The sequence below is a fragment of the Flavobacterium sp. genome (assembly GCF_036405015.1).
Lineage (GTDB): Bacteria > Bacteroidota > Bacteroidia > Flavobacteriales > Flavobacteriaceae > Flavobacterium.
Window position 1 is genome coordinate 19,159 of sequence record NZ_DASWYK010000215.1, and the last position, 20,423, is coordinate 39,581.

The window sequence follows — 20,423 nt, forward strand, 5'->3', positions numbered from 1 at the left end:
ATTTCCCCTTGTCTAAATTTTATGTTTCGGATATTTTTGTTTTCAATAACAACTCAAAAACCTATTAAATAAACCCTTAACCAATAAAATTTATTACATCATGAAAAATCCTCCCGCAAAACCGAGTCAGTTAATTACTAAAGAATTTGCCAGACAACTGAATGTGAATTACAACACCAAAAAAGCTTCTTTGACTTCAAAAAAAGCTCAAAAAGAAGATGCAAATGCTATTTGGTATTCTTTGGAAGAACTAGAGAATTATATTCACTACATCAAAACAAATGGAGCAAAAGAAGGCTATAATGTTGACGGAATTCGTTTTTATTTTGGCGTTTATCCCGACGATGAAAAACACGGAGAAAAAGCAGGATTAACAACTTTATTCTTAGTTCCGACTGGCAAACAAGCGGAAACTTCTACTGCTAAAATTCAAAGTTTTGCTTTATCACAAGAAGCATCACCTGATATTCAAAGTCTTGAACCAATGAATTACGGAAACATCGGAAGGCCGCCAAGTTTATTATATTAAAAAAATATGTTTGAATTCTTAAGATCTTATATCATTTATTTAGCTTTCTTATCAGGAATTGTTGGTTTGTTTTCACTACCAAAACTTCCTGGTAACAAGGCTAAATTTTTAGTACTTTTAATCTGGTTTTCAATTTTAATTGAAATTGTAGGATATTATTTTACTCAATGGACAGGTTTATTGAATTTTTATGTCTACAATTTCTATATGTTCATTAGTTTTTCCGCCTATATCTTACTTTTAAGAGCCTTATTTACCAAATACAACAATCGAATTGCAGCGGTACTTTTTTTAATCTTATTTATAGTTTCTTACTTCTTAAACATATTATATTTTAAAGAAGACATGAACCGTTCTTTTACATACAGTTTTGCAATTGGTGTATTATTGGTTTTGATATTATCATGTTTGTATCTGATTGAGATTTTTAATTCTGAAAAAATATTAAACTTTAAAAAGTCCGTTTTTTTCTGGTATATATTAGGGATATTGGTTTTTCATGTTCCCTTCACTCCATTTATGCTGGCAATCAACTGGTTTTTAATCAAACAGGATGAATCTATATTTAGTTTGGTTTTATTCATTTTGAATTTTCTGGCGCATAGCTGCTTTATAACAGGATTTATATGGAGCGAAAAGAAATACAATTATTAGTTATTTCTCTGGGTATTGTTTTCTTTACCCTAATCATTGTTTTACTTGTAATTTTCTTTTATTTCTTAAAGAAGAAAAACAACTTTTTGGTAGAGAAAATGGAAGCAGATTTGTATTTCCAGTCCGAATTGGTAAAAACCAGAATTGAAATAAAAGACCAGACTTTATCTGAAATTAGCAAAGAACTTCATGACAACATCGGACAGATTATTTCCGTCGCTATTATGCAGCTCAATATTTCGATAAGCAACAAAAGTATTCAGATCGAAGAACTACAAGATTTAAAAGTTGTTTTAGCAAAATCTTTGGATGAATTAAGGATTCTTTCGAGAATTATAAATAAAGACAATTTGCTGCAGCATGACTTTCTAGAAGCCATTCAGCAAGATTTGGAACGGATTAAGAAACTAAAAAAAATTCAATATAATTTCAATCAGATTGGTACAGTACCAGCCATAAATGAAGAACATGAATTGATTATCTATAGAATCTTTCAGGAATCTCTTCATAATAGTTTGAAACACTCCAGAAGTGATTTATTTGATGTTTTTATCGAAACTACTGATTCTCTTTTTACATTAAAATTAAAAGATTTTGGAATTGGCTATGATCTTCAAAAGTCAAACTCAGGATTAGGATTGAATAACATGAAACTGAGAGCTAAATTAATTGGCGCAAAACTAATCATGAATTCTGATGAAACAGGAACAAGTGTAACCATAGAATACCCATTAACTCAAGGCCATGAAAACTAATTCAAAAAATAAAATAATAATTGTAGACGATCATTTGCTGTTTTCTCAATCATTGGAACTTCTTATTAAAAGTTTTGGTGATTATGAAGTCACAGAGCGTTTTATAAACGGAAAAGTATTTATTGATTATCTTCAAGCTAATCCATCATCTGAAATCGACCTTGTTTTACTTGATGTCAACATGCCAGTTCTTGACGGATTAAGCACAATGGAATGGCTAAAAGATAATAGACCTGACCTAAAAGTTATTGCTTTATCGGTAAATGATGATGAAGAAATCATTATAAAAATGATTACCAAGGGAGCAAAAGGTTATTTATTAAAGGATACTTCACCAGAAATATTTAGAGAAGCTATGGAATGTGTTATTGAAAAAGGTTTTTATTTCACCGAATTAGTCTCCGGAATGCTCATTAATAAAGTAAATAGTGATAATAAAAAAGTCAGTTTAAAAGAAAAAGAGATTATTTTCATTAAACACGCTTGTACTGAAATGACTTATAAAGAAATTGCATCAGAAATGTGTCTAAGTCCTAAAACTATTGACGGTTATCGAGAAATACTTTTTGATAAACTTGAAATAAAAACCCGAATCGGACTTGTACTTTATGCCATTAAGCATAAAATTGTATTAGTTTAAATTAATATGTCAACGCTGCAAAAACAGGATAATCTTTGATTTTCTCTCTTCCATTAAGAAAAGTCAGTTCCATTAAGAAATTACATTGTACAATTTCGCCTCCTAATTTCTCTACCAATTCGCAAACTGCTTTTGCCGTTCCTCCTGTTGCCAAGACATCATCGTGAATTAAAACACGGTCACCTTTTTTTATAGCGTCAATATGCATTTCTAAACTATCAAAACCGTATTCTAATTCATAAGAAGCAGAGATAGTATCAAAAGGAAGCTTTTTAGGTTTTCTAACTGGAACAAATCCAGCATTTAATTCTTGAGCCAATAACATTCCAAAGAAAAAGCCTCGTGATTCAGCACCTACAACCTTATCGATTTTTTGACCATTTAAAGAATCCGTCAAAACTTTTAAGCAATTTGTTCGCGCTTCGGGGTTAATTAGCAAAGGTGTGATATCTTTAAACAAAATTCCTTCTTTCGGAAATCCCTGAATATCACGTATATAATTTTCAATCTTCATTTTTTTTTAATTTTCTGTTATTTTTTGCTTGTTTATCTCACATTTATGTCTATCTTTGCACCCGCAATAAGCAATCAACAAAGCTACAAAAAAATAGCTAATTGATAACAAAAAAAGGCCTCGTGGCGCAACTGAATAGCGCATCTGATTACGGCTCAGAAGGTTACTGGTTTGAATCCAGTCGAGGTCACTACTAAAAAAACGTTAAAACCTATGTTTTAACGTTTTTTTTATGCTTTTTACCATGTTTTAACACGTTTTAACTTACTTTAGTAGACGGTTTAGACATCCTGTTGAGGTGACTACTCAGGATTTAAACCAAACTTAACACACTGATTTATAGTTACAAAAACATTTAACTTATCTTTACATTAAGAATAATTTAACATAAGAAAACTAAATTATGAATTATAGAGATGAGCAATACAAGGGGAAAATTTCTCCGGAAAAGGCACAAAGAATGCTTAAAAAAGAAGGAATGAATGTAACAGTTGAGCTTGCCGAAGAAATATTATATTTTCTTCGGAAGGTGGCTAATATACAAATACAACATTTTTTAGAAAAAAATGATAAAAAGAAAAAGGGATGATTACAAAACTATAAATCATATCTTTTTGTATCTTAAAAAGTTAAAACAGATTTATAAAATCAGAAAAAAGCCTGAAAGCGGAAAAACCGAAGTTCCTTCGGTTTTTCCGCTTATAATCCTTCTGACCTTAAAATTATCCATCACCTTATTCTATCTTCATTCCATGATTGTTGTTGTCTTTCAGGAACTGCTTTAGCTCAGGGTGCATTCCCGAAACTTTATTATCGATGTATTCCTGTATAAAAGGAGCGATTTCGTACTGGCAGTCCTCCGGAGGGTCCATTCCCATATCAAGATAGTCTTCAATATCCCCAGAACACAATAGGGCGGATTCCACCATCGAAATCGTAATTAGAAAAAAGGTTAATATATACGAAATCCTTGTATTGACATTTCCAAGATAAATATCCAACTGTGCATTGCTTGATCGTATCAGATTATGCTGGGAGAACTGCCTTCCATTATTGTGGACATAATTATTAAGCTTCCCTGTCAAAACCTTCCAGTAGCCCTGAAGGTTATAACCTGTCAGCACCTCCTTGATATTCTCATTCTGTTCAAGGACATTCATGTAATTCTTAAAACTTAATTTTCCCCTCACTCCCGCAGGGGCTTCCACAACTTTGTTGGTCAGCCATGCCTCGACAGCCTTTTCGTCATCGGTCATTACCTGATTAAATTCCAAAGATGAAAAACCTTCCACAAACGCCTCCAGATCATCCATTTTGAAATTATCAAGGGAATCTTGGGTAAAAGGTTTTCTTTGGTTCACAACCGCCAGCGTATAAACATAAAGCAGCAGGTCATCCCTTAATCTTCTTACTAAAGTATTGGCATCGGCAAAACTCCCAATGGAACAGCACAATTTGATGCTTCTTAGCGTCTGTACCGAATTCTCAATTACATGGCCACTGACATTTAGAAGCTCTTTATCGGTTATCAATGAAATTATTCTTCCGCTGAAGCTCAATAGATTTGAGAAATTTTCAAGAAAATCAGCATTGCTGTCATACTCTTTTTCAAATTTTTTAAAAGCCTCCGTTTCAATCATGGGAAGCTCGCCTTGATAATGAATTTTCATTTTTAAAGTTGTTTTTGATTAGTATAAATCCCACCAAAGAATAACACCTGCTTTCCGATTACCCTAAATAGAGTTCGGTACGCTAAAAAGCGTCTTACCCTGTATGCCAAGTAATTATCAAATTTAGGTATTATTTTGATTCAAAGATATTCAGCAGCTGCGCAGTTATTTTGCGCAGTAAGTCAAAATAAAAAATAAACACATTTAAGAAAATTTTCATATTCAAATTTGCTTTAATTAAATTTTATATCGTAATATTGCAATATAAATATAAAACGATGGGAGCAACAAAAACAGATCACTTTACAAAAAGCCAGAATGAGCTGGCTGTTCTAGCCAAAGCGTTAGGCCATCCTGCGCGTATCGCTATTATGGAATATTTATTAAAAGTGGATGCCTGCATCTGCGGAGATATTGTAAACGAACTTCCCCTTTCACAGCCGACAGTTTCACAACACTTGAAGGAATTGAAAAATGCAGGGCTGATAAAAGGAAACATTGAAGGAAATTCCATCTGCTATTGCATCAATGAGCCTGGACTTGAAAAGATAAAAGGTTTCTTTCAGCACATATCAGATCATTTGGCAAAGAAGAGAAGCGAATGCTGTTAATCTATAAAAATATGGAAATCAGAAAACTTTCAGACAAACACTGGGATCAGGTAAAAATAATCTACCAAAAAGGAATAGATACCGGCAATGCCACTTTCCAGACCAGCGCCCCTTCATGGGAAGACTGGGATCAGTCACATCTTACCTCTTGCCGAGTTGTGATGCAGGAAGATGGTAATGTAATTGGTTGGGCTGCCCTTACCCCTGTTTCTTCACGCTGCGTTTATGCAGGCGTTGCAGAAGTGAGCGTATATGTGGATCCAGCACATTCAGGAAAAGGAGTCGGGCTTACCCTTTTAAATGAACTTGTCCGACAGAGCGAAACAGAAGGAATCTGGACGCTTCAGGCAGGAATCTTTCCTGAGAACACGGCAAGTCTCCGTATCCATGAAAAAGCAGGTTTCAGGATACTTGGAACAAGGGAGAAAATCGGAAAACAAAATGGTATCTGGAGAGATACTGCGCTTCTTGAAAGAAGAAGCTCCGTTATTAATTAATAAAAATATAGTTTAACTAAATATAAAAAATTATGAAACTTTCAGAAATTAAAGAAGTGCTTAAAACAGTGGAAGCTGTAAATTTTGAATTGCCGGACGGCACATTTGTACCAGAATATTTTCACGTAACTGAAGTAGGCTTGGTTACCAAAAACTTCATCGACTGCGGAGGAACAGTAAGAAAAGAAACAGTTGTAAACTTCCAGCTTTGGGATGCCAATGACTACGAGCACAGGCTTAAACCTCAGAAACTGATCCACATCATTGAGCTTTCAGAAAAAGTATTGGGAATTGAAGACCATGAAATTGAAGTGGAGTACCAGAACACTACTATCGGCAAATACGATTTGGATTTTAACGGTAAAAACTTCACTCTACTTAACAAACAGACAGCCTGCCTTGCTCAGGAGCAGTGCGGTATTCCATCAGACAAGCCTAAAGTAAAATTATCTCAGTTAAATACTGACAATGCTAATTCATGCACTCCGGGCGGAGGATGCTGCTAATCAATAAACAGATAATCAATAACCCTTTACAGCCAAAAAAGTATGTTATATCCACAAATTGAGAATACCGTCAAATCATTTGATTTTAAGCAGATCTCCGAAGATCGCAAAGCAGTACTGCAGCCATTAATCGACTTCATTCAGACTAAAGTGGACAGTAATCTGGAAACCAGACTAAACCTAATCTGCACGCATAATTCCAGAAGAAGCCACTTATCGCAGGTTTGGGCGCAGACTGCGGCTGCCTATTACGGCATCAAAAACGTATCATGCTATTCAGGAGGAACAGAGGCTACCGCCCTTTTCCCAATGGCAGCGGAGACTTTGAAGGATTCAGGATTCAACATCAAAACGCTTTCAGAGGGATCAAACCCGGTTTATTCCATAAAATATTCAGCGGATGAGCTTCCAGTCGTAGGCTTTTCCAAAACCTATGATGATGATTTCAATCCTGAAAGCGGATTTGCCGCAATAATGACCTGCTCGCAGGCTGACGGCGGATGCCCGTTTATAGCAGGCGCAGAGAAAAGAATTCCGATTACCTTTGAAGATCCAAAAATTTCTGACGGAACGCCTCAGCAGAAAGAAACTTACCTGGAGCGCAGCCTGCAGATTGGAACTGAAATGTTTTACGTATTCTCACAAATAAAAAAATAAAATGTCAGCAAATAACTGTGCACCAGTCGTCGGACGCAAAAAGTTAAGCTTCCTTGACCGCTTCTTGACCCTTTGGATTTTCCTTGCCATGGCTATAGGAGTGGCAGTAGGATACTTTATTCCTTCAAGCGGAGATTTCATCAATTCTTTCTCCAGCGGAACAACAAACATTCCATTGGCAATAGGGCTTATCCTGATGATGTATCCGCCTCTGGCAAAAGTAAAATACGAACAGATGGGACAGGTTTTCAAAAACACTAAAGTCTTGGGCGCATCTTTATTCCTGAATTGGATTGTAGGACCTGTCTTAATGTTTTTATTGGCGCTACTGTTTTTGAACGGATATCCTGAATACATGATTGGGGTGATCCTGATCGGTCTGGCACGTTGTATCGCAATGGTAGTGGTATGGAACGATCTTGCCGATGGAAACCGTGAATATGCAGCAGGACTTATCGCCCTTAACAGTATTTTTCAGGTACTCCTTTACAGTGTATACGCTTACATTTTCATAACCATCCTTCCTCCCTATTTTGGATATGATGGTTTTGAAGTCAATATCAGCATTGCGCAGATTGCCGAGAGCGTCGGTATCTATCTAGGTATTCCTTTTGCTCTGGGAATCATAAGCCGTTATGCTTTGATAGCCCTAAAAGGTTCTGAATGGTTCGAAACTAAGTATGTGCCTTTTATCTCGCCGATTACTCTTATTTCATTGCTCTTTACAATTATTGTAATGTTCAGCCTGAAAGGGGAACTTATTGTTCAGATCCCTATGGACGTAGTGCGTATTGCAATACCGCTTGTCATATACTTTACTTTGATGTTTGTCATCAGTTTCTTTATCGGCAAATATTTTGGAGCTGACTATTCAAAGGCAACATCTATAGCATTTACAGCCACCGGCAATAATTTTGAACTTGCTATTGCCGTAGCAATCGGCGTGTTTGGAATAAACAGCGGTCAGGCTTTCGCAGGAGTTATTGGTCCTCTGGTAGAAGTGCCTGCTCTTATCGCATTAGTTAACCTTGCATTCTGGTTCAGAAAAAGATTTTATTTAAATCAGGCTTCGAGTCAATAAATGAATCTAAAAACAGGATATGAATGGAAAGCTTTAATTTGTTTTTAAAGAGCATTGCTCCTATCAGCGATCAGGAATTTGAAAATTACAGTCCGTATTTCAAAATAAGGACATTAGCCCGAAACAGTTATTTTGCTCAAATTGGTAAAATCTCACATGAAGCGGCTTTTATTAAAAAGGGGCTGCTGAGAACTTACTATATAAATGAAAAATCCGAAGAAGTGACTTCGTGCTTCTGTTCAGAAAATAATTTGACAACTTCCTACAAGAGCTTTATTTCACAGCAGCCTTCGGAACTTTCCATTCAGGCCGTAGAAGATACTGAACTTATAACAATCAGTTACAATGACCTGCAGATTCTCTATCAAAAAAGTCCTCTTTGGCAGAATATCGGAAGGACAATTGCCGAGCGGCAGTACATGGTAATGGAACAGTATGCAAGTGTTTTGTGCAATGAAAGCGCAAAGGAAAAATACATGCGTATGCTTAAGGAACAGCCCGCAGTTGTAAACAAGGCTTCAGTAAATGATATTGCAAGCTATCTAGGGATAACCCGCAGGACTTTGAGCAGAATAAGAAATGAGATAGCACAAAAATAGAGGACATTTGTCCTTAGTTTTAATTATGCTTCCCCATAGTTTTGCTTTTATAATCAATTAAAAATAAAATGGAAACAGCAATTATCATTTCATCCTTCTTTCTTGTTCTTTTTGCGGTCTTGGCCTTATATGATGGCTTCTATCTGCATATTTTCAAATACCAGCTTCACAATCGGGAAGAAAGTAAAACCGAGCACATTACCCATACATTCAGAGCTGTTTTCTTTCCGGCAATCCTTTATTTTTTATTCTTGAAACAAAATAATCATACGGCTTTTGTAATAGGCTTAACCATTGTCCTTTTAGACATACTGGTGCTTGGGTATGACGCTTTTATAGAAAAGGACAGCAGGCAGTTTATGGGAGGGCTTCCTCGCTGGGAATATATTGTTCATTTATTCGTAAATGGGTTTCATTTTGCGTCAATTGCGGTTTACCTCTCCATCAGACTTACTTTTCAAAATGGGGAAATAATGATTTCTAATACCAATCAATCTCCAGGCTACTTTAATTTGTTAATTGTAAATCTTTTACCGGGAGCTATCGTAATGGCGATTCTTCATGTTTTCTTATGCATGCCAAAAACAGCCCCTATCTGGAATAATTTCAGAGGCAAAATCAATTGTTGTTAATCCCGCTTTCTTCAAAAGCAGAACAAAAAAACTATGAGTTTGGAAATAAATACTATTCACAATCAGTTTTATATCATTTTGGGCAAATATATTAAGGCACGTATAAATGATACGGGCGATGCATCTGATGTTTTGCAGGAAGTTTTTATTAAGATAAACGAGAATTTAGGATCACTGACTGAAGAAAGTAAATTAAAAAGCTGGATTTTCACGATCACAAGAAATTCCATTATTGACTATTACCGAAAAAATTCCAATCATAAGAAATCAGAACTGACCGAATGTATGATGCAAAAAATAATGCATGAAACAGATTTTGATACTTCAGAAAGTCTGGACTGTTGTCTAATGAAATTCATTGAGCGGCTGCCGGAAGACTATCGGGATATTATCATGGATAGCGAAATCCATGGAATTAAACAGAAAAACTTAACAGAAAAATACAGCCTTGCCTACCCTTCCATACGATCTAGAGTGCAGAGAGGCAGATCCAAATTAAAGGAAATGCTTCTGGATTGCTGCAGTATTGAATTAGACCGCCGTGGAAATGTTATGAATGTTACGTCTAAAAAATCATGCAGCGGAGGAAAATGCTGATATCACCAAATCATTTTTGGAAACTTCATATATAAAAATTCAGGCTGTTAGAAAAAAAATCATCAAAGTCTGCATCATTTTTAGATTAGTACGTCTTAAGTAGTATTAATCATTAAAAATTAAAATTATGAAAAACAAAATGTACCTTACTCTTGCAGCATTGGTATTGTCTGCTGGAAGTATCTTCGCTTATGCGAACTTATCAAAAACTGATGCAAAGAAAAACTGCACTGAAAAATGTTCTACGCATTGCTGTAATGACGATTCTGGAACTTGTGCTCCGAAAGATTGCAAAAAGTAATATTTCACGTTACTACTTAAAAGACAACTCAAAAAGTTGTCTTTTTTTATGCGCAGGAATCATTCATAAATTTAATTCAAATGTTTTGTATTTTAGCATTTGCTTAAATAAGCAAATGATATATATTTGCATTATGGAAGATATAACTTGTATACGACAACAGGCAGATATAAAACAAATAGTCCGCTGTAAAGACAGAGTGCTAGAACTCAATGACTCTTTTGATTATTTATCCAATGGGCTTGAATTGGCTGGTAATAATGTGAGATTAAGAATTCTCTTTTTACTTTATGAAGAAAAACAGCTCTGTGTATGTGACATAAGTGATATTCTTGACATGAGTATTTCTTCAATTTCGCAGCATTTACGAAAACTAAAAGACAGAAAACTTATTGAAACTAAACGGGAAGCGCAAACCATTTTTTATTCATTGGCAAACGAATATGAAAAAATGCTAAAACCTTTCTTCGAAATTTTAGAAAAAATATGAAAACAGAGAATAAAATAATTGGAGCTGGATTTTTTACAGCAATAGCTGCTTCATTGTGCTGTATTACTCCCATATTAGCACTCGTTGCCGGAACAAGCGGGATTGCATCTGCTTTTTCATGGCTTGAGCCAATGAGACCTTATTTCATCGGCCTGACTGTTTTAATTATTGTTTTCTCTTGGTATCAAAAGCTGAAAACTAAAAAGCAGTTAGACTGTAACTGCGATACACAAGAAAAATCAAAATTCGTTAATTCTAAAATGTTTTTAGTAATTATCACCCTATTTGCAGCCCTTTTGCTTTCGTTTCCTTACTATTCAAATATTTTTTATTCAAATACAGAAAAGAAAATCTTAGTCTCCAATAAAACCAGCAGCCAAAAAGCTGAGTTTACAATTAGCGGAATGACTTGTGCCAGCTGTGAAAAACATGTGAATCACGAAGTGAATAAATTGATTGGAATAATAAATTCAAATGTAAATTATACTAATGGTAACGCAATTGTAGAATTTGATAATTCCAAAACTAGTATTAATGAAATTGAAAAAGCAATAAATTCAACAGGCTATACAGTAACTAACAAAAAATTAAAATGAAAATCGTTCTACAATCAATAATAACCTGCCCCCTTTGCTCCCACAGTAAAGAAGAAACTATGCCAACTGATGCATGCCAATTTTTTTACGAATGTGAGAACTGCAAACAAACTCTTAAACCAAATCAAGGTGATTGCTGTGTATATTGCAGTTATGGAACTGTGCCATGTCCACCAATTCAGCAAGATAAAAAATGTTGCTAAATTGAATAATTTCTAATGGACAGTAGATTATCATGCACAAATTTTGATTAGAAAATTTTAAGAATAATAATTTAAATTTACTGATGACATTTTTTTTTCACTCTCTTCAACTTAAATCTATAAGTTATTATGAAAGAAATCACATCTATTACTGAATTAACGATTTTTAACATTTAACCCTTACGATACATACAAACCGTTTCTCAACAAACTTTTAAAATAATTATCTTACAAATTCACTTGAAAATAAGCTAATTTCTTTAAATCGTTCATAGAATGATTTGTAAATTGTGAACTAAACGTCACCACATAGCCAAATAGCACCAATTGAAGACAATTGGTGCTATTTTTTTATTGTTTTTAATCAAGCTATTAACCTATCTAGTGTGCATTTTCTATCGGGACATCAGAACTAAAAATAAAACCAAGCAGCTAATGCGATACCATGAATTGTGCAAGTAATACTTGCACAATTGAAAAATCAGTGCAGGGCTGAAAGGCCGTATCTTATATTTTAAACAGAAAATCTCTGCTTTCAGGAGAATAACTTGTCGAATCAGCATTGAATTGCCAATGATTTTTTAATGCAACAATTGGGTTGGACTATCAGTTCTCAAAAGAAGAAACAGGACTTCATAGCGGCCCTAGCCCCGATAGCAGTGAAAATCCTTTTGTGTCGGGGTTTGGCACAAAAGATTGAAAGGTATAGCGGGAAGAGCTCCTAAAAAACATTTAAGCATACCTACACTAATTTAAATAGCATTTCAATAGCTCCAATCTTCGATTACTGCTTGCTGGTTAATCAGGCAAAAAAACAATTAATTCCAGTTTTTAATTTCCTCTATCTATTTGGAAAGATTCAATTCGTTTTTAAAGAAACTTTCAATTTCAAAAAATAGATGGCAGCTATCAGGCATTAATGATTTTCCTTCGGTGTCAAGTAATAGAAATTCTGGAGCGTAATCAGTATAATAATTTTCTGCGACGGTCTTTTTACTGTTTGGAAGTCCTGACAAATTATACCAAGTCATTTTTTCTTCTTCAACTGCTTGTTTCCATTTTTGAAAATCAGTGTCAATACTTAAATAAACGATGCTGACTTTATCTCCATATCGCTGTTCTATATTTTTTGCAAATTTGATCTCATACCTGCACGACTCGCAATCACTTGACCAGAAAACAACTAGAACGTATTTTTTGCCATTTAAAACCGATTTAAAATCATATGCAACCCCATTCACATCAAACCAATTAAAGCTTGTTGCAAATTCACCTTTTTGCAGCATTTTTATTTTACTTAGGTATTTTTTTATGGCAGCATAACTTTTCGAATGTTTCAATTCATCAGAAAATAATTCGATCATGCTAGCGATATCATCCGTTTGCAAACTTCCTCTTTGAAAATAAACGGCCTGCAATACACTGTAACTATCAGGATGTTTTTTAATAAAATCTTTATTTACATAGTGATAATTTAAATCATGCATATTCAACCAACTGTACAACTTGTGCTCTTTCAAACCTATAGAGGAAACTTGAACATAAGGCATTCCAAGCCACTCGGGATAGGTACAACTGAGTTTTATATCCTCGTTTCCAACTAAAAACTCTCCATCATAGCCATACTCCTCAGAAAGCGCTGCGTCTTTGACTGCAAGATCAGTTATTTCTTCATTATTTTTTAACAGCACAATAGTTGTCATTCTTGTTTCCGGTACAGAAAAATGATACTCAAATTTCCCTCCTATAGCCTTTATGGTATCAATTGTCTCGACAGAATCTCCAAATTCTGCATAGCCTGTCATTTTTATTACGACATGATCAAAATAATTTTTAATTGGAGAAAGGTCGGCCGTTATTTTTCCCTCTCTCTTTGCAAACGACTTAAAAGAAAAAAAAGGCAATATTAAAATTAGTATTACTATATTTTTAATTTTCATAATATATTTATTGTGACAAAGTGTTAATTCAAAAACTAAAAGATTCGTAAATTTCTTACTTAATAAGTTATTAATTTACAATTTGAGCTATAATTAGCGATTCCATCTTTCCGCCAGTTAAAATGAGGAACTATATCTTTGTCCGTTTGAATACATTTAAGGTTGGGATTAAAATAGGCATGAAAATTCAGGTTTTGATTGTTTCCATTACTAATATTCAAACTCGTAAGTGAATTTGAGTTGCAATAGAGCGCATATATTTTCGGGTTTTGCGAAATATCCAAACTAACCAACTGATTGTTCGAACAAGTCAAACTGAGCAATAATGGATTTTGGCTTACATCAAGGGCAACCAACTTGTTGCTATAACAAACCAACTCGTTTAATGGCGCGTTGGCTACATTTAATTTAACCAGCTGATTTTTATAGCAGCTCAAGTACGTTAAATTTATATTTTTTGAGACATCAAGAGAGTTCAGTTTATTTTCGTCTAAATACGCTTTATTCAAAGCAATATTTTTGCTTAAATCCAAGTTGGTCAATGGCGTATTCATACAAACTAAATAACTCAAATAAATATTATGTGTTAGATCTAACTTGTTCAATGGATTATTACTACAAGAAAAATTCGACAAATAAAGATTTGCCGAAAGATCTATATCTGTTATTTGATTTTCAGAACATCCGAATGACATCAAATTAATATTATGTGATAAATCTAATGCCTTTAACTGATTGGTATTGCAGTAAAAATTAGCTAAAACTATATTTCTGCTTATATCTAAGGAAGTTAATTTATTTTTTCCGCATCGCAATTCACGCAAACTTATATTTTTAGAAACATCTAGTTCATCTAATTGATTTCTATCACAACTTAAAGATGTCAATTTCACACTTTGCTTTAAATCTAATGCGGTTATCCTGTTATTTGAACAATTCAAAGATATCAGAGCTTCATTTCTGCTAATATTCAATATGGTTAATTTATTTTCTTCACAATTCAAAGTGGTTAATGCCAAATTATCAGATAAATCCAACTTGGTTAGCTTATTTTCTAAACAAATCAGTTTTCTTAATGAAACAAAATCATTTATACCGGTTAAATCTTTTATATCACGATTTCTAAGATGAAGTTCCGTTACTTTTGCAATATCAGCAGTAAGAACTTTTCCGTCTGGTACACCATGATCATAACCAGAATCCCTTAAAGCATTTTCAAAATTAATATCAGGAATTAATGTGTATTTATTTGCGTCTTGAGCTAAGATTGTATGGAAAAAAGGCAAAATAATAAATGAGAATACAGTAAAATAAATTCGCTGTTTTTTATTTTTTTTTGATGAATAGCTATTTGTAATCAACACCCTCTATTTTTTAATTAGTTCTTTTTGTTTTACATCCTTTATTTCTTTTTTACTAAACTTAATAAATAAGAAATCCTATCCGTATAATATTTGGCATTTTTTTGATAAAAGATTCTGGCATCGGGTTTTAAAGCAGAATCATTATCCCACACAAATTTACCAGGATGCTTCACTTGAAACTCCTTCATGGTCTTTGCAAAATAATAATATGTTGTCTCTTTCCATTCCGCTTGTTTTTTTTCAAATGCTGCTCTTTCTTCTTCAGTTCTATTTCCATAAACAATTTCTAAAACAGCATTAAAAACTTCTGTTTCCCAGAACTGAAGTTCATGATAGTATTCTTTTCTGCAATTTAACTCTTCCTTGCTATTGGCTTTAATGCATTCATTAAGTTCTTTTTCAGCGGTTGGCAAAGGATCCGTAATATTTTGGCTAAAACAAGTTGTTAATGTTAAAATAAAAAATAAAATAAATTTCGAAGTCATTATTACAGTCAGTTTTTTTTTTTACAAATTTTGGTTTTGCAATTATAATAAAAACGAAGTTAGGAATTTTATCAACTGACAAAGAATCACTAATTGCCTTTTCTCTTAAATTAAGTCTACTGAGATAATTGTAACCATTTGTTTTTTTGCCCAATTATACTTGATTTCTTTTTGCTATAAATTTTCCATGTGTCTATTTTTAAATAAACAATTATCTTAGAATATTTATCTACGAATTATTTTGGAATTAAACAGATTTTTACATCAATCCCCAACAGGACATCTAAACCAAATTTACATAGCCAATGGAAGACAGACACTACATATAGTAAGCCAATCTCTTCAAATCATCCAAAAATGATGTTGTAATTTGTCCTGTCCCCGTCACAAAGCCAAATGGCGCCAATTGAAGACAATTGGCGCCATTTTTTATTTAAGCCCAATAAATACGCTAAATTTGTATCATTTTTACTTTTATTTTTATTCTTTAAAACAATAGTAAATTGCATCAGCGTATATATTTATATAAAAAATTGTGCAGATAGTTGATTTAGTATTCGATAACGTAACAGGATTCGAACCCCCAGAATAAAGTAAAATCATGACTTTATTCGTAGTTTTCTCTAAATTACCGTCCAATTTAATAAAATGAAATTTCATTTTAGAATGGTGTAATATTTCAAAATTATTTAAATTTCCAGCATTCTATTCTTAAATAATTGCTTGGCTGAAGTAAAAAATTGGTTTATATTGAACTGGCAATAACTTTTAAATAATAAAAAAGCTGTCTTCAAAAAAAAATCAAGCGTTTGAGAATTGCGTAAATGAAAAATTTCTCCGATAATATAAAAAGGGGCTGTCTCGACTTTTTGAGACTGCCCCTTTTTGCAGCAACTATTTCATTTTTTTCACTTGTATATGATAGAAAATATTATTCAGCACCGGGTTTCTTCAAACCGATATCTTTCATCGGATATTTTTGATACGTTGCCAAATGTCCCGCAATTAACTGCATTACGCCCGGAATTCCCCATTCGAAATAGCGGTGTCCCTGGCTCAGCTGTTCTTTTGGGTCTGCATAAATATTATATACCCACGGACTCATTCCTATACTCTGGATCGTCGATTGGTCCAGGTTTCTTCTTGTGGCTGAAGTATTAAAAACATTCATATGCACTTTGTACTCCTGCCAGCGAATGGCCATAAATTTGGTTTCTGAATACATGAAAACTGCATTACGGTTTGACACTCCTTTGTCTGACAAGAAAAATGATAATTGATCCACTCCATCTATATAATTTGACGATGGAATTTTATCCAGAACTCCCGCTGCTGAAAGGGAAGTATTAAACATATCGCAGATATCAAACAGACCATCGCTTATACGTCCCGGAGCAATCATGCCTTTCCAGTAGGCAATCCCAGGAACTCGGACCCCTCCTTCCCAGGTTGTTCCCTTCCCTCCCCTGAATGGCGTGTAACCGCCGTCCGGCCAGACATCTTCGTTTGGTCCGTTGTCAGAAGTTAGGAATACCAATGTATTTTCATCTATTTTTAAATCCTGCAGCAGTTTCATCAGTCTGCCCACGATATCATCCACTTCCACGATAGCATCTTTATATGGAATTGCAGCGGGACTTTTTCCTTTATAACCTTCAGATACGTAATTATCATTGTGCACTTTGGAGAAAGAATGAATCAGATAAAACGGCTTGTTTTCTTTTACCGAACGCTTGATGAAATCTTCACTGTAATCGGCAAAAACCTGATCCACTTTAGACAATTCCTCTATGGTTGAAATTGGCTGCACTATTTTATTTTCTTCTCCTTTTTTTCCTTTAAGAATATTCTGGTCGACCATCTTTTTAACTGCAGCCAGCCTTTCCGGTTTATTGATCAAATCCGGATAAATCCATTCGTTTACAAACTGTGCGTATTCTGACTGCACGGAACCAAATCCAAGCCACTCGTCATACCCGACTTCATTTGGAAGGCTTCCTTTGCTTTCACCCAGATGCCATTTGCCGGAAATAACCGATTTATAGCCGTTCTGCGAAAGAATTTTAGCCGTTGTATTTTCAGAAGCCCAAGGATTCACTTTAGGATTTTCACCCGTCAAAGTCGGTCTTGTGAGCCCAGATCTTGCCGGAATGCGACCAGTCATAATTGCCGCACGGCTCGGCGTGCAGGTCGGCTGCGCATAAGTGGAAGTCAGCTGAAGCCCTTCATGAGCCAGTTTATCCATGTTCGGAGTTGGTGCACCGATGGCTGTACCTCCGCCATAAACACCGATATCACCGTAACCCATATCATCAATTAAGATAATCAGAATATTGGGTTTCTTTTTCAATCTGCTCATTTTATCCTTCATCTCTTTATCCTGATCAGGATGCGGAATAGCAGGTTCTAAATAATCTTTTACTCTAACTGTCGGGTTAAAATAATTCTGCTGTGCGCTAATTTCTGTAACAAAAACTAAGGCTACTAATAAAATAATGTACTTCTTCATAATTGTATTTCTAATTTTTACACTTAAAACTATTTCAAATCAATATTTACTTTATCAATTATTCCTGTAAACTTAAACGGAGTTTTATACGATTTTGCAACCGGAGATCCAGAATCTTCGCCAATTCCGAAAGTATCAATTCCGAAACGAGCAGCGACTGTTTTATCGATTCGTCCTTCTCCAACCAATTTATCGTTGATAAAAAGTTTTCCTGTTCCTCCTTTACCATTCCCTCCGCCATCATAAGCAAAATCAAATCTTACTGTGCTTTTCCCTAATGGGAGCGCTTCTTTTGAAGTAATAACATAACGATCACCATCAAAATAATTATAATAATACACTAGTTTTCCATTTTGTATGTACAATACAAATCCAGCCGAACTTCCTCCAGAAGCCACAATAACACCATTATCTGATTTTGATTTAAGTTCAACTTCAGCTGTAATGCTGTGCGATTTATTTTTAGTATTTGGAGAAGCAGTTTCAGCCAGCCTTATAGCTCCTGAGTAAAAAGTAAAGTGCTTGCGATTAGGATCTGATGGTGTCGGTTTAGGAGAAACTAAACGGCCAGTACCTCTGTCATCTAAAGGATAAACATTATACTTCTTGGCTTCTTCTTTAAAAAGAGCTTTCAACTCTTCTAATTTTTCAGGATTCTTTTTAGCTAAATCAACAGATTCGCTGTAATCTTCATCGATATTATACAATTCCCATTTGTCTTTGTCCCAGTTTCCTGGTGCAAAATCCTGTCTCCACGGAAAAGTATGTTGTGTAGCCGCAACCCAGCCGTTATCATAAATTGCCCTGTTGCTGAATACCTCAAAATATTGTCTGGTCCTAACAGGTTTAGCATTTTTATCTGTAAAAGTTGATAAGAAAGAAACGCCGTCCATAGGTTTCTGTTCAACACCATCAACCGTTTTTGGAGCTGGCAAATGAGAAGCATCTAAAACCGTTGGAAGCACATCAATCAAATGCACAAACTGACTGCGCATAGCTCCTTTATCTTTAATTACTTTTGGCCAGCTCACTACCATTGGATTTCGGCTTCCGCCAAAGTGAGAGGCTACTTGTTTTACCCACTGGAAAGGAGCATTTCCTGCCCATGCCCATCCTACTGGATAATGTGGTTCTGTATCAGGTCCACCAATTTGATCAATATGCTTCATATTATCCGCTAAAGGAGTCGGAATACCATTTAATGCTTTAATTTCATTGAGTGTTCCATCCATTCCTCCTTCAGAACTTGCTCCGTTATCACCAACAATATAAAAAATCAATGTGTTATCAGCATCTGGGAGCTTATTTATGGCATCTAGAAGGCGTCCCGTTTCATGATCGGCAAACGAAAGATATCCTGCATAATTTTCCATCAATTTTGCAAATAACCTTTTCTGATCTGGCGAAAGTTTATCCCAAGGCGTAACCCAATCAGGTCTTGGTGTCAATTTTGTTCCTTGTGGTATAATTCCCATTTTTAACTGGCGTTCATAGGTTTCTTGTCGTACAACATCCCAACCTTTATCAAACTGACCTTTAAATTTATCACGCCACTCTTTTGGTGCATGATGTGGTGCGTGTGCGGCTCCTGGGGCAAAATACATCATAACGGGTTTTTGAGGTGCAACCGATTTGCTGTATTGCAGCCAGTTGATTGCTCTATCAGTCATATCGGTCATAAAATGATAGCCTTGTTCCGGACTTTTATCAGGCTCTACAGCTTTGGTATTTTCAAAAAGAACCGGGTAATATTGATGTGTTTCACCGCCAATAAATCCGTAAAAATAATCGAAACCTAGACCAGTCGGCCAACGATCAAACGGTCCTGTAATACTGCTTTCCCAATCTGGTGTATTGTGATTTTTACCAAACCAGCTGGTGCTGTATCCGTTTCCTTTTAATATTCTACCCGAAGTTGCAGTAGTTTTAGGAATCATACAATTGTAGCTTGGATATCCTGTTGCCCATTCGGCCAGGAAACCAGAACCTGCATTGTGGTGATTTCTTCCTGTCAGTAAAGCAGCGCGTGAAGGTCCGCAGATTGCGGTTGTATGAAATCTATTGTATTTTAAGCCATTTGCAGCCAGTTTATCCAATTCTGGAGTTGGAACAGGACCTCCAAAAGTGCTTACTTGTCCAAAACCAACATCATCTAAGAGAATAATAATTACGTTTGGTGCACCTTGTGGAGGTGTAACCAATTGTGGCCATTCTTCTTTGGAATCTTTATACGTTTCTCCAATTTCACCTCCAAATGGCGGTTCTGGAATTGGAAGTGTAGTTCGGTCTAATTCTCCAGAATCTGTTTTCTCTGTAACAGAATCAGTTTTCTGAGATTGATTGCAGCTGAAAAGAAATACAGCTAAAATAAAAAGCATCTTTGGGCTAATAAAAGACTTCATATTCTAAGATTTAGTGATACTCCACTAATTTACAAACATGCGTATTACAAAATCTTTTAATGATGTTGCAGATTATAATTTGCAACAAAGTTTTACTTTTTTTTAATTAAAATTGCAAATACAAATATCGGACTTCATGCTTTTTTCACGCAAAAAGTTTAGGCGAATTTTAAAAATTGTCTTTGACTTTA

At 34.8% G+C, this 20,423-nt stretch carries 24 protein-coding genes and 1 tRNA gene; 18 read left to right on the forward strand and 7 right to left on the reverse strand.

Annotated features, from left to right (window positions below):
• Positions 1–100 precede the first annotated feature (100 nt).
• Genes VGE71_RS18445 through VGE71_RS18460 form a run of 4 tightly spaced genes read left to right on the forward strand, consistent with a single transcriptional unit; the run spans position 101 to position 2,578 of the window.
• Complete coding sequence (locus VGE71_RS18445) at positions 101–529, forward strand: hypothetical protein (RefSeq protein ID WP_331139626.1); 429 nt, start codon at positions 101–103, stop codon at positions 527–529.
• A gap of 6 nt (positions 530–535) precedes the next feature.
• Positions 536–1,183, forward strand: coding sequence for a hypothetical protein (locus VGE71_RS18450; protein ID WP_331139627.1), 648 nt, complete (start codon positions 536–538; stop codon positions 1,181–1,183).
• On the forward strand, positions 1,156–1,938 hold the full coding sequence (locus tag VGE71_RS18455) for a sensor histidine kinase (RefSeq protein ID WP_331139628.1): 783 nt from the start codon (positions 1,156–1,158) through the stop codon (positions 1,936–1,938). The genes VGE71_RS18450 and VGE71_RS18455 overlap by 28 nt, the downstream gene beginning before the upstream one ends.
• Positions 1,928–2,578 (forward strand): response regulator transcription factor, encoded by a 651-nt coding sequence (locus tag VGE71_RS18460; RefSeq protein ID WP_331139629.1) that lies wholly within the window; start codon positions 1,928–1,930, stop codon positions 2,576–2,578. Before VGE71_RS18455 ends, VGE71_RS18460 begins: the two co-directional genes overlap by 11 nt.
• Before the next feature lies 1 nt (position 2,579).
• On the opposite strand, the gene VGE71_RS18465 is transcribed toward VGE71_RS18460, so the two are convergent.
• The gene (locus tag VGE71_RS18465) at positions 2,580–3,092 is read right to left on the reverse strand and encodes an adenine phosphoribosyltransferase (protein WP_331139630.1); all 513 of its coding nucleotides are present in this window, start codon (positions 3,090–3,092) and stop codon (positions 2,580–2,582) included.
• A gap of 116 nt (positions 3,093–3,208) precedes the next feature.
• Between VGE71_RS18465 and VGE71_RS18470 the strand changes: the two genes are divergently transcribed.
• Positions 3,209–3,282, forward strand: a tRNA-Arg gene (locus VGE71_RS18470).
• 213 nt (positions 3,283–3,495) lie between these two features.
• Complete coding sequence (locus VGE71_RS18475) at positions 3,496–3,681, forward strand: hypothetical protein (RefSeq protein WP_111378119.1); 186 nt, start codon at positions 3,496–3,498, stop codon at positions 3,679–3,681.
• Positions 3,682–3,826: 145 nt separating this feature from the next.
• Here the strand turns inward: VGE71_RS18475 and VGE71_RS18480 are convergent, their stop codons facing one another.
• Positions 3,827–4,762: a hypothetical protein gene (locus tag VGE71_RS18480; protein WP_111378120.1), complete on the reverse strand. Its 936-nt coding sequence runs from the start codon at positions 4,760–4,762 to the stop codon at positions 3,827–3,829.
• 278 nt (positions 4,763–5,040) lie between these two features.
• On the opposite strand from VGE71_RS18480, the gene VGE71_RS18485 reads away from it, so the two are divergent.
• The 12 genes from VGE71_RS18485 (at position 5,041) to VGE71_RS18540 (ending at position 11,532) form a co-directional block, all read left to right on the forward strand.
• On the forward strand, positions 5,041–5,373 hold the full coding sequence (locus VGE71_RS18485; RefSeq protein WP_274256630.1) for an ArsR/SmtB family transcription factor: 333 nt from the start codon (positions 5,041–5,043) through the stop codon (positions 5,371–5,373).
• Entirely contained in the window at positions 5,364–5,870 is a 507-nt protein-coding gene (locus VGE71_RS18490) for a GNAT family N-acetyltransferase (RefSeq protein ID WP_414656180.1), read from the forward strand. Before VGE71_RS18485 ends, VGE71_RS18490 begins: the two co-directional genes overlap by 10 nt.
• A gap of 32 nt (positions 5,871–5,902) precedes the next feature.
• The gene (locus VGE71_RS18495; protein ID WP_111378123.1) at positions 5,903–6,376 is read left to right on the forward strand and encodes a DUF6428 family protein; all 474 of its coding nucleotides are present in this window, start codon (positions 5,903–5,905) and stop codon (positions 6,374–6,376) included.
• A gap of 42 nt (positions 6,377–6,418) precedes the next feature.
• Positions 6,419–7,033, forward strand: a complete 615-nt coding sequence (locus VGE71_RS18500) for a low molecular weight phosphatase family protein (RefSeq protein ID WP_274256628.1) — start codon at positions 6,419–6,421, stop codon at positions 7,031–7,033.
• A gap of 1 nt (position 7,034) precedes the next feature.
• Positions 7,035–8,114, forward strand: a complete 1,080-nt coding sequence (arsB, locus tag VGE71_RS18505; RefSeq protein WP_111378125.1) for an ACR3 family arsenite efflux transporter — start codon at positions 7,035–7,037, stop codon at positions 8,112–8,114.
• A 23-nt stretch (positions 8,115–8,137) separates the two neighbouring features.
• Positions 8,138–8,713, forward strand: coding sequence for a Crp/Fnr family transcriptional regulator (locus tag VGE71_RS18510; protein WP_111378126.1), 576 nt, complete (start codon positions 8,138–8,140; stop codon positions 8,711–8,713).
• A 68-nt stretch (positions 8,714–8,781) separates the two neighbouring features.
• A complete protein-coding gene (locus VGE71_RS18515) occupies positions 8,782–9,345 on the forward strand; it encodes a hypothetical protein (protein ID WP_111378127.1) in 564 nt (187 codons plus the stop codon).
• Between the two features lie 33 nt (positions 9,346–9,378).
• Positions 9,379–9,942, forward strand: coding sequence for an RNA polymerase sigma factor SigZ (gene sigZ / locus VGE71_RS18520; RefSeq protein ID WP_111378128.1), 564 nt, complete (start codon positions 9,379–9,381; stop codon positions 9,940–9,942).
• A gap of 127 nt (positions 9,943–10,069) precedes the next feature.
• A complete protein-coding gene (locus VGE71_RS18525) occupies positions 10,070–10,243 on the forward strand; it encodes a hypothetical protein (protein WP_274256627.1) in 174 nt (57 codons plus the stop codon).
• Between the two features lie 133 nt (positions 10,244–10,376).
• Complete coding sequence (locus VGE71_RS18530) at positions 10,377–10,733, forward strand: ArsR/SmtB family transcription factor (RefSeq protein WP_111378218.1); 357 nt, start codon at positions 10,377–10,379, stop codon at positions 10,731–10,733.
• Entirely contained in the window at positions 10,730–11,329 is a 600-nt protein-coding gene (gene merTP / locus VGE71_RS18535) for a mercuric transport protein MerTP (RefSeq protein WP_111378129.1), read from the forward strand. Before VGE71_RS18530 ends, merTP begins: the two co-directional genes overlap by 4 nt.
• On the forward strand, positions 11,326–11,532 hold the full coding sequence (locus VGE71_RS18540) for a GDCCVxC domain-containing (seleno)protein (RefSeq protein WP_012025078.1): 207 nt from the start codon (positions 11,326–11,328) through the stop codon (positions 11,530–11,532). Before merTP ends, VGE71_RS18540 begins: the two co-directional genes overlap by 4 nt.
• An 845-nt stretch (positions 11,533–12,377) precedes the next feature.
• Here the strand turns inward: VGE71_RS18540 and VGE71_RS18545 are convergent.
• From VGE71_RS18545 to VGE71_RS18565, 5 genes are all read right to left on the reverse strand, one after another.
• Positions 12,378–13,472, reverse strand: a complete 1,095-nt coding sequence (locus VGE71_RS18545) for a thioredoxin family protein (protein WP_331139631.1) — start codon at positions 13,470–13,472, stop codon at positions 12,378–12,380.
• A 59-nt stretch (positions 13,473–13,531) separates the two neighbouring features.
• Entirely contained in the window at positions 13,532–14,833 is a 1,302-nt protein-coding gene (locus VGE71_RS18550; RefSeq protein WP_308069982.1) for a hypothetical protein, read from the reverse strand.
• Between the two features lie 41 nt (positions 14,834–14,874).
• Complete coding sequence (locus VGE71_RS18555) at positions 14,875–15,321, reverse strand: hypothetical protein (RefSeq protein WP_308069983.1); 447 nt, start codon at positions 15,319–15,321, stop codon at positions 14,875–14,877.
• A gap of 931 nt (positions 15,322–16,252) precedes the next feature.
• Positions 16,253–17,830, reverse strand: coding sequence for an arylsulfatase (locus VGE71_RS18560; protein ID WP_331139632.1), 1,578 nt, complete (start codon positions 17,828–17,830; stop codon positions 16,253–16,255).
• A gap of 29 nt (positions 17,831–17,859) precedes the next feature.
• The gene (locus VGE71_RS18565) at positions 17,860–20,232 is read right to left on the reverse strand and encodes an arylsulfatase (protein WP_331139633.1); all 2,373 of its coding nucleotides are present in this window, start codon (positions 20,230–20,232) and stop codon (positions 17,860–17,862) included.
• Positions 20,233–20,423 lie beyond the last annotated feature (191 nt).